The sequence below is a fragment of the Stenotrophomonas panacihumi genome, from assembly GCF_001431645.1.
Taxonomy (GTDB): Bacteria; Pseudomonadota; Gammaproteobacteria; order Xanthomonadales; family Xanthomonadaceae; genus Stenotrophomonas_A; species Stenotrophomonas_A panacihumi.
In genome coordinates, this window is sequence record NZ_LLXU01000090.1 from 1 (window position 1) to 9,996 (window position 9,996).

A 9,996-nucleotide genomic window follows, 5' to 3' on the forward strand; every position below is an offset into this window, starting at 1 on the left:
CTGCGTGGCCCTGACACCCCCGCGACAGTGAACCCCTGCGTATGGTATCCCCCCCCCCCCCGCGGCCCCCCCGGCCCCCCCCCCCCCCCGCCCCACCCACCCGTAGAAGGTCACATGGCCAGCGCCAGGAAAGCCGCCGTTACCGCCATCGCCGAACCCGTCGCGCACGATCCGCTGCGCGAGCCGGCGCTGTACCTCAACCGCGAGCTGTCGCAGCTGGACTTCAACTTCCGCGTGCTGGCCCAGGCGCTGGACGAACAGGTGCCGCTGCTGGAGCGCCTGCGCTTCCTGTGCATCTCCTGCACCAACCTGGACGAATTCTTCGAAATCCGCGCCGCCACCGTGCGCCACGCGCAGGAATTCGGCCTGGCCCCGGCGCCGGACGGCATGAGCCCCACCGCCATCCTCAATGCCGTGCACGACCGCGCCGCCGAACTGGTGGACCAGCAGTACCACTGCTGGAACCAGATCCTGCGCCCGGCGCTGGCCGAGGCCGGCGTGGCCGTGCTGGGCCGCAACTCGTGGACCGCGCGGCAGAAGCGCTGGCTGCGCGCGTATTTCCGCAACGAGATCATGCCGGTGCTCTCGCCGCTCGGCCTGGACCCGGCGCACCCGTTCCCGAAGATCCTCAACAAGACGCTGAACATCGTCGTCGTGCTCGAAGGCACCGATGCCTTCGGCCGCGCCGGCCACCTGGCCATCGTGCGCGCGCCGCGCTCGTTGCCGCGCATCATCCAGCTGCCCGACAGCCTCTCCGAGGCCGGCACGCAGAGCTTCGTGTTCCTGTCCTCGGTGCTCTCCGCGTTCGTGGACGAGCTGTTCCCGGGCATGGAGGTCAAGGGCGCCTACCAGTTCCGCGTCACCCGCAACTCCGAGCTGGTGGTGGACGAGGAGGAAGTGGAGAACCTGGCGCTGGCCCTGCGCGACGAACTGGTCGACCGCGGCTACCGGCCGGCGGTGCGGCTGGAGATCGCCGACGACATGCCCAAGCCGATCGTGCGCACGCTGCTGCAGAATTTCGGCCTGCCGGACAACGCGGTGTACCGCATCGCCGGCCCGGTGAACCTGAGCCGCGTGGTGCAGGTGTACGACCTGGTGCAGCGCCCCGAACTGAAATACCCGCCGTTCAACCCGCGCACCCTGCGCGACAGCGACGGCATCTTCGAGATCGCCGGCAAGGGCGACATCCTGCTGCACCACCCCTTCGATGCGTTCACCGCGGTGCTCGACCTGATCCGCCAGGCCGCCGTCGACCCGAACGTGCTGGCGATCAAGCAGACGCTCTACCGCACCGGCAAGGATTCGGCGATCGTCGATGCGCTGGTCGTGGCCGCGCGCAACGGCAAGGACGTCACGGTCGTGGTCGAACTGCGCGCGCGCTTCGACGAAGAGGCCAACCTGGGCCTGGCCGACAAGCTGCAGGAAGCCGGCGTGCAGGTGGTCTACGGCGTGGTCGGCTACAAGACCCACGCCAAGATGCTGCTCATCGTGCGCCGCGAAGGCCGCAAGCTGCGCCGCTACGTGCACCTGGGCACCGGCAACTACCACAGCGGCACGGCGCGCGCGTATACCGACCTGAGCCTGATCACCGCCGATGCGGACATCGGCAACGACGTGCACCTGCTGTTCCAGCAGCTCTCCGGCCTGGCGCCGAAGATGAAGCTCAAGTGCCTGCTGCAATCGCCCTTCACCCTGCATGCCGGCGTGCTGGCGCGCATCGAACGCGAGACGAAGCTGGCCCAGCAGGGGCGGCCGGGCCGCATCATCGCCAAGATGAACGCGCTCAACGAGGCACAGGTAGTGCGTGCGCTGTACCAGGCCTCGCAGGCCGGCGTGCAGATCGATCTGATCGTGCGCGGCGCCTGCACGCTGCGCCCGGGCGTGCCGGGCATTTCGGACAACATCCGCGTGCGCTCGATCGTCGGCCGCTTCCTGGAACATAGCCGCGTCTACTGGTTCGGCAACGATGGCGCGCCGGAGCTGTTCTGCGCCAGCGCCGACTGGCTGGAGCGCAACCTGCTGCGCCGCGTGGAAACCTGCTTCCCGATCCTGGATCCGGACATCGCCGCGCGCATCCATCGCGAAGTGCTGCAGAACTACCTGGACGACAACTGCAACGCCTGGGAGCTGCACGCCGACGGCATCTACCGCAAGCGCCAGCCCGCCGAGGGCGAGCGCCTGCATTCGGCGCAGCAGACGCTGCTCGAGAGCCTGTAAGCGCCACGCCCGCCGGCGGCCCCTCGCGCGGGCCGCCGTCTTCGCGCACCCATCACGTCTTCACGCGGGACACGCTGTGCCGTGGCGGCACCCGTGTCGGCTACTGCGCTTCCACGCGCCCCACGCTAACATTTGCCCCATGCCGAATACCTCCCCGACCTCTCCGCCGTTGCAGGACGGTGACCTGCTGGCCGCCGTCGACCTGGGGTCCAACAGTTTCCACATGATCATTGCCCGGTACATGCTCGGGCAGCTGCGGGTGGTGGACCGGTTGCGCGAGACCGTGCGCATGGCCGACGGCCTGGACGGCAAGGGCGGCCTGTCGGCCGATGCCCGTGCCCGCGCACTGGAGTGCCTGGCGCGCTTCGGCCAGCGCATCCGCGAGATCCCGCCCACCCGCGTGCGTGCCCTGGCCACCAACACCGTGCGCCAGCTGCGCTCGCCGCAGACCTTCCTGGCGCCGGCCGAAGCGGCGCTGGGCAATCCGATCGAAGTGGTCAGCGGCCGCGAGGAAGCGCGCCTGATCTACCTGGGCGTGGCGCACGCGCAGCCGCCCAAGCCGGACCAACGCCGGTTGGTCATCGACATTGGCGGTGGCTCGACGGAATTCATCATCGGCCGCGGCTTCGACACGCTGGAGCGCGAGAGCCTGCAGGCCGGCTGCATCGCCAGCACGCGGCGCTTTTTCCCCGGCGGCAAGCTGTCCAAGAAGCGCTGGAAGGATGCACTGACCGAGATCGGCGCCGAATTCCAGCAGTTCGCCACGCTGTACCGCGCCTTGGGCTGGCATGAAGCCGTGGGCTCGTCGGGCACGCACAAGTCGATCGGCGAGATCTGCGCGGCGATGAAGCTGACCAAGGGCGCGATCACCGCCCAGGCCCTGCCGGTCGTGCGCGAGGAACTGCTCAAGGCCAAGCATATCGAGGACATCCAGCTGCCGGGCCTGTCGGCGGACCGCCGCCCGATCATTGCCGGCGGCATCCTCGTGCTGGAAGCCGCGTTCCAGGCCTTGGGCCTGGAGAAGCTGATGGTGAGCAAGGCAGCGATGCGCGAAGGCATCCTGTACGACATGCTGGGCCGCGCCGGCGCCAGCGACCCGCGCGACAACTCCGTCGCCGCGCTGATGCATCGTTATGCCATCGACGAGAACCAGGCCGGCCGCGTGGAGGCCACCGCGCAGCGCATGCTCGCGCAGGTCGCCAGCCCCTGGCAGCTGGACGGCGACGACGCCCGCGTCCTCGGCTGGGCTTCGCGCTTGCACGAACTGGGCTTGATGATCGCGCACAGCCAGTACCACGTGCATGGCGCCTACGTGTTGGAGAACTCGGACATCGCCGGCTTCTCGCGGCAGGAGCAGCAGGTGCTCGCCACGCTGGTGCGCACCCATCGCCGCAACGTGCCGAAGAACGCCTTCGAAGCCCTGCCGGACCGCCTGCTGCTGGCGACGCGCCGCAAGGCCGCCCTGCTGCGCCTGGCGGTGCTGCTGCACCGCGCGCACGAATCGGACCCGATTCCGACGCTGGAACTGAGCGCCGACGACAACCGCCTCTCCCTGGTGCTCTCGCAGGAATGGCTGCAGACCCGCCCGCTGCTGCGCGCCGACCTGATCGGCGAAGTGGAAGGCATGGCGGGCCTGGGGATCTCCTTCAAGCCTTTCGAGGCCTAACGAAGTTAGGCCTCGAAAGGCTTTCGCGGCTAATCCCGCTTTGCGGGCTTAGCCGCCAAAGTTTGCTGCGCAAACTTCGGGCCCCAGCTTCCGCCTCGCCTATCCCCCGCGTCTTTGCCGCGCCCCCCTTAACAGAAGGGGGGCTTTCCACCAGATGACATCCAGCCGTGGCCGACGCCGCGGCTTTTGTTTCCCGTGTCCGGTCGTGGCTATCCATCGGGCGTCCGGGGGCCATGCCCTGGCGGGGGCGTCGGGCGACATGGATGTCGCCTGACGAGCCCCGCATGGATGCAGTTTTTGGCGTCCCCCGCCAGGGCATGGCCCCCGGGCGCCGCGCGATAACAACCAAACAGCCGCGCGCCCAACAAAAAACCCCGAGTCATCCAAAAGCAACACAACTGCAACACCCATGCCACCCCCAGCAAAGACACTGCGCACCATCCGGAGGTCGCCATGCGCTATGCCATCGTTACCGAGACCTATCCGCCGGAGGTCAACGGCGTCGCCCTGACCGTCCAGGGGCTGGAAACCGGGCTGCGTTCGCGCGGCCATGCGGTGCAGGTGATCCGTCCGCGCCAGCCGGCCGACGCCGCCAACGCCGACGACACCACCCTGCTCGTGCGCGGCGCCTCCCTCCCCCGCTATCCCGGCCTGCGCTTCGGCCTGCCCGCCACCCAGCGCCTCACCCGCCACTGGCAGCAGCAGCGTCCCGACGCCGTCTACATCGCCACCGAAGGCCCGCTCGGCTGGTCCGCCATGCGCGCCGCGCGCCGCCTGGGCATCCCCGTCGCCAGCGGTTTCCACACCCGCTTCGACGAATACCTGCCCGAGTACGGCGCCGCCTGGCTGCAGGGCGCCGCCCTGCGCTGGATGCGCCGCTTCCACAACCAGGCCGGCGCCACCCTCGTCCCCACCGACGAACTGCGCCAGTTCCTCCAGGACAACGGCTTCGCCCGCGTGCGTCTGCTCGCCCGCGCCGTCGACAACCTGCAGTTCGACCCGCGCCGCCGCGACGCCGCCCTGCGCGAGGAATGGGGCATCGACGACAACGGCCTGGCCGCCATCTACGTCGGACGCATCGCCGGCGAGAAAAACCTCCCGCTGGCCGTGCGCGCCTTCCGACGCCTGCAACAGGTGCGCCCCAAGGCGCGCTTCGTGTGGGTCGGCGACGGCCCGATGCGCGAACGCCTGCAGCGCGAGAACCCCGACTTCATCTTCTGCGGCGTGCAGCGCGGCGATGCCCTCGCCCGCCACTTCGCCAGCGGCGACGTGTTCCTGTTCCCCAGCCGCAGCGAAACCTTCGGCAACGTCACCCTCGAATCCATGGCCAGCGGCGTGGCCACCGTCGCCTTCGACTACGGCGCCGCGCGCCAGTACATGCGCCACGGCGTGACCGGCGCGGCGGTGGCCGACGAAGAGGCCTTCATCGATTCGGCCGTGCGCCTGGCCGAAGACGACGCCCTGCGCCGCGGCATCGGCCAGGCCGCCAGCGCGGCCATGAAACAGCTGCACCCGGACCGGGTCGTCGCCGACTTCGACGACACCCTGCAATCGCTCATCGCCCCCGGAGGACACCATGCTGTCGACGCGGCTTGAACTGTTGCGCGGGCGCGAAACCCGCTGGTGCCGGCGCGCCAACCTGTGGTGCCGGCGCTCGCGCGTGCGGCGCTTCTTCTCCACCATCAGCCGCCTCGGCGATGGCGTGTTCTGGTACGCGCTGATGGGCCTGCTGGTGATCGTCGACGGCATGGACGGCGTGCGTGCCTCCGCCCACATGGCCGCCACCGGCGTCATCGCGCTCACCCTCTACAAGGCGCTCAAGCGCTGGACGCGCCGCCCGCGTCCCTATGCCGCCCACCTGCGCATCCGCGCCTGGGTCGCGCCGCTCGACGAATTCAGCTTCCCCTCCGGCCACACCCTGCACGCGGTGTCCTTCAGCATCGTCGCGCTGGCCTACTACCCCTGGCTGGCGCCGGTGGTGGTGCCGTTCTCGGCGTGCGTGGCGCTCTCGCGCGTCGTGCTCGGCCTGCATTACCCGAGCGATGTGCTGGCCGCCACCGCGATCGGCAGCGTGCTCGCCAGCCTCTCGCTGGGCTTCCTGCCGATGGCCAGCCTGCTCTGAAGCACGCCATGCCTGGCCTACAATGCCGGGCATGACGACCCTCTTCGTTTCCGACCTGCACCTGGATCCGGCGCGCCCGGCGATCACCAACCTGTTCCTGGCCTTCCTGCGCGGCGAAGCGCGCCAGGCCGAGGCGCTGTACATCCTCGGCGACCTGTTCGAAGCCTGGATCGGCGACGACACGCCTTCGCCCGCCGCCGACGCGGTGGCCGCCGAACTGCACGCGCTGGCCGACAGCGGCGTGCCGATCTACTTCATGGCCGGCAACCGCGATTTCCTCGTCGGCGAGGACTACGCGCGCCGCGCGGGTTTCCGCATCCTGCCCGACCCGACGGTCATCGATCTCTACGGCCGCCCCGCGCTGCTGATGCACGGCGACCTGCTGTGCACCGACGATGTCGCCTACCAGCAGTTCCGCGCGCAGACGCGCGACCCGGCGTTCATCGCGCAATTCCTCTCCCAGCCGCTGCCGGCGCGCGTGGCGTTCGCGCAGCAGGCGCGCGCGGCGAGCCAGGCGCGGCAGTCGGAGATGAAGGAAGGCGATCGCGCGCAGTTCGAGACCGTCACCGACGTGGCACCGGCCGAAGTGGAGGCAACGTTCGCGCGCCATGGCGTGGACCGGATCATCCATGGGCATACGCATCGCCCGGCGATCCATTCGGTGCAGGTCGGCGATCTGTCATGCACGCGCGTGGTGCTGGGCGACTGGTACGAGCAGGGCTCGGTGCTGCGCGTGGACGCGGACGGCATGGAACTGGAGTCGCTCGCGGCGGGTTGAGAACTACCCCGCCTGCTCCACCAGGCTCGCCAGCTCATCCTCGTCGAAGCCCGCCAACAAGCGGGCTTCGATGTTGAAGGGCCCATGCAGGTAGCCGCCGGCGTATTCGCGCAACAGTTCCTTGAATCGCGCACGCGGCTCCACGCCTTCGCGCTGGCAATACCAGCGATACCAGCGCGACCCGGCCGCCACATGTCCCACTTCCTCGCGCAGGATGATCTCCAGGATGTCGGCCGTGGCCGCATCGCCCAGCGAGCGCAGCTTGAGGATCATCCCGGGCGTGACGTCCAGCCCGCGCGCTTCCAGCACGCGCGGCACCAGCGCCATGCGCGCCAGGCCATCGTGCGCGGTCTTCTCGCACATCTCCCACAGGCCGTTGTGCGCGTCGAAGTCGCCATAGTCGTGGCCGTACTCGCGCAGCCGCGCGCGCAGCAGCGCGAAATGGCGCGACTCATCGTCCGCCACCGACACCCAGTCGGCCTGGAACGGCGAAGGCGGCGCACGGAAGCGGTAGACCGCATCCCACGCCAGGTCGATCGCATTGAGTTCGATATGCGCGATGGCATGCAGGAACGCCGCGCGCCCTTCCGCGCTGCCGAGCCCGCGACGCGGCAGCTCGCGCGGATGCACCAGCGTCGGCCGTTCCGGGCGGCCGGGCATGCGGATCGCTTCGGGGGCCGGCGCGCCGGCCGGCATCGCCAGTTCGCCGCGGCGGAAGGCCGCGGCGTAGCGCTGGGTCAGCGCGACTTTCTCGGTGGGATCGGCCGCTGCCAGGCAGCGCTGGGCCGCCTGCAGCAGGTCGCCGGGCAGGGCTGCGTCCATGGCCGCCGGCGCGTCGCGGTCAGGCGCGACGCTTGTGCTTGGCCTCGTCCGAACGCAGCTGCTGGATGCGCTCGAAGTAGCCCGGCTCGATGCCGGTGGTGTAGCGCCCGTTGAAGCACGAGGAATCAAATTCCTTCAGCGCCGGGTTGCCCTCGCGCACCGCGCTCTCCAGGTCTTCCAGGTCCTGGTAGACCAGCCAGTCCACGCCGAGGAATTCCTGCACGTCCTGCTCGCTGCGGTTGTGCGCGACCAGCTCTTCGGCCGCCGGCATGTCGATGCCGTAGATGTTCGGGTAGCGCACCGGCGGCGCGGCCGAGGCCAGGTACACCTTGCGCGCGCCGGCCTCGCGGGCCATCTGCACGATCTGCCGGCTGGTGGTGCCGCGCACGATCGAGTCGTCCACCAGAAGCACCACGCGGTTGCGGAACTCCAGGTGGATCGGGTTGAGCTTGCGGCGCACGGATTTCACCCGCTCGCCCTGCCCCGGCATGATGAAGGTGCGGCCGACGTAGCGATTCTTGACGAAGCCCTCGCGGTACTTCACGCCCAACACGTTGGACATCTCCAGCGCGGCATCGCGCGAGGTATCCGGGATCGGAATGATGGTGTCGATGTCATGGTCCGGGCGCAGGCGCAGGATCTTCTCGCCCAGCTTCTGCCCCATGCGCATGCGCGCCTTGTGCACGGACACGTTGTCGATCATCGAGTCCGGGCGGGCGAAGTACACGTATTCGAAGATGCACGGCGTATGCGACACCGCCGGCGCGCACACTTCGGAGAACAGCTCGCCGCGCGCGGTGATCACCAGCGCCTCGCCGGGCTGCACGTCGCGCACGCGCTGGAAACCGAGGATGTCCAGCACCGAGGACTCGGAGGCAACAACGTATTCCTCGCCTTCCGCATGCGCGCGCTTGCCCAGCACCAGCGGGCGGATGCCGTGCGGGTCGCGGAAGGCGACCAGGCCCAGGCCCAGCACCACGCTGACTACCGCGTAGCCGCCCTTGCAGCGGCGGTGCACGCCGGCCACCGCGCGGATCGCCGCTTCCGGGGTCAGCATGCCCTGCGCGTCGAGCTCGTGCGCGAACACGTTGAGCAGCACTTCGCTGTCCGAATCGGTGTTGATGTTGCGGCGGTCGGCCTCGAACACCTGCTGGCGCAGGGTCTCGGTGTTGATCAGGTTGCCGTTGTGCGCCAGCGCGATGCCGTAGGGCGAGTTGACGTAGAACGGCTGCGCCTCGTCCATGCCTTCGGAGCCGGCGGTGGGGTAGCGGCAATGGGCGATGCCCACGCGGCCTTCCAGCACGGCCATCTTGGTTTCATCGAAGACGTCGCGGACCAGGCCATTGGCCTTCTGCACGCGCAGGCGCGTACCGTCCGCGGTGGCGATGCCCGCCGCGTCCTGGCCACGATGCTGCAGGACGGTCAGGCCGTCATAAAGCTGCCCGGCGACATTCTGGTTGCCGACAATACCGACGATGCCACACATGTTGCGTGATCTCCGCTGGGGCTTGCGCCCCTACTGTGAAGGTGGCCGTGCCTGGCCGTGGGGGTCGGCCCGCCGAGGGCCGTGTTCGCCGTCGCGCGCGGGCGACGGCTCGATGTTGGTGGGCAGCGCCGTGGCAGGGTCCGCCACGGCCGTCTCGCCGCCCTGTCCCACGTGGCCTTCCGCCGCGGGCACTGCGACGGGCTGTCCCGTCGCGGAGAGGTCGCCATTATCGCCCGGCAAGGCCAACTTGCCCAAATCCGCCACCGGAACGGACCAATCCGGCAGCTGCGCGCGCATCCAGTGCGCGCCCGGCGCCAACCACGGCACCACCTGCGACTGCCGCCAGGCGTCTTCCTGCGGCAACGAGCTGTAGCCCATCAGCAGCACCAGCACGCAGGCCAGCACCACCCCGCGCACCGCGCCGAGGCCGAAGCCGGCGATGCGGTCCAGCCCGCCCAGGCGCACCGCGTTCACCGCCGCGCGGATCAGCCAGCCAACCAGCGCCACCGTGGCGAACACCGCGATGAACACGCCGCCGTAACCGCACACGTACTGCGTCAGCGTCGGATGCTGGCCGCCGGCCAGCCAGTGCGCCGCGGCGCCACCGAACAGGAACGACAGCCACACCGCCAGGATCCACGACAACGTGCCGACCACGATGCCGATGAAGCCCCGGAACAGGCCCAGCAGCGCCGACAGCCCGATCACGCCCAGCAGTACCAGATCGATCACGCCGCGCTCCGTGCGTCAGGGTCGGGCCAACCGCCGGGTGCAGCCGCCCCGTGGATGGGTGCGGATACCGGCGGAATCAAGGCCAGGCTCAAGGATGCGGCCGCACCATGCCGGCGATGCCGACCTTGCTGGCGACCTGCGCCTTCAGCTGCTCGGCATCGCCGGCATGGTGC

At 69.6% G+C, this 9,996-nt stretch carries 8 protein-coding genes; 5 read left to right on the forward strand and 3 right to left on the reverse strand.

Features of this window, described 5'->3' with window-relative positions; genetic code table 11:
• Positions 1-114: 114 nt before the first annotated feature.
• From ppk1 to lpxH, 5 genes are all read left to right on the forward strand, one after another.
• Positions 115-2,217: a polyphosphate kinase 1 gene (gene ppk1, locus ARC20_RS11490; RefSeq protein WP_057647217.1), complete on the forward strand. Its 2,103-nt coding sequence runs from the start codon at positions 115-117 to the stop codon at positions 2,215-2,217.
• 139 nt (positions 2,218-2,356) lie between these two features.
• Positions 2,357-3,883 (forward strand): exopolyphosphatase, encoded by a 1,527-nt coding sequence (gene ppx / locus ARC20_RS11495; RefSeq protein ID WP_057647219.1) that lies wholly within the window; start codon positions 2,357-2,359, stop codon positions 3,881-3,883.
• A gap of 453 nt (positions 3,884-4,336) precedes the next feature.
• Positions 4,337-5,479, forward strand: coding sequence for a glycosyltransferase family 4 protein (locus ARC20_RS11500; protein WP_057647221.1), 1,143 nt, complete (start codon positions 4,337-4,339; stop codon positions 5,477-5,479).
• Positions 5,460-6,005, forward strand: a complete 546-nt coding sequence (locus ARC20_RS11505) for a phosphatase PAP2 family protein (protein ID WP_057647223.1) — start codon at positions 5,460-5,462, stop codon at positions 6,003-6,005. Before ARC20_RS11500 ends, ARC20_RS11505 begins: the two co-directional genes overlap by 20 nt.
• A gap of 31 nt (positions 6,006-6,036) precedes the next feature.
• The gene (gene lpxH, locus ARC20_RS11510) at positions 6,037-6,783 is read left to right on the forward strand and encodes a UDP-2,3-diacylglucosamine diphosphatase (protein WP_057647225.1); all 747 of its coding nucleotides are present in this window, start codon (positions 6,037-6,039) and stop codon (positions 6,781-6,783) included.
• 3 nt (positions 6,784-6,786) lie between these two features.
• Here lpxH and ARC20_RS11515 read toward each other — a convergent pair whose 3' ends face one another.
• From ARC20_RS11515 to ARC20_RS11525, 3 genes are read right to left on the reverse strand one after another with little or no spacing between them, the layout of a single operon-like run.
• Positions 6,787-7,605, reverse strand: coding sequence for a ferritin-like domain-containing protein (locus tag ARC20_RS11515; protein ID WP_057647227.1), 819 nt, complete (start codon positions 7,603-7,605; stop codon positions 6,787-6,789).
• Between the two features lie 19 nt (positions 7,606-7,624).
• Complete coding sequence (purF, locus tag ARC20_RS11520; protein ID WP_057647229.1) at positions 7,625-9,091, reverse strand: amidophosphoribosyltransferase; 1,467 nt, start codon at positions 9,089-9,091, stop codon at positions 7,625-7,627.
• A 30-nt stretch (positions 9,092-9,121) separates the two neighbouring features.
• A complete protein-coding gene (locus ARC20_RS11525) occupies positions 9,122-9,823 on the reverse strand; it encodes a CvpA family protein (RefSeq protein WP_057647231.1) in 702 nt (233 codons plus the stop codon).
• Between the last annotated feature and the right edge of the window lie 173 nt (positions 9,824-9,996).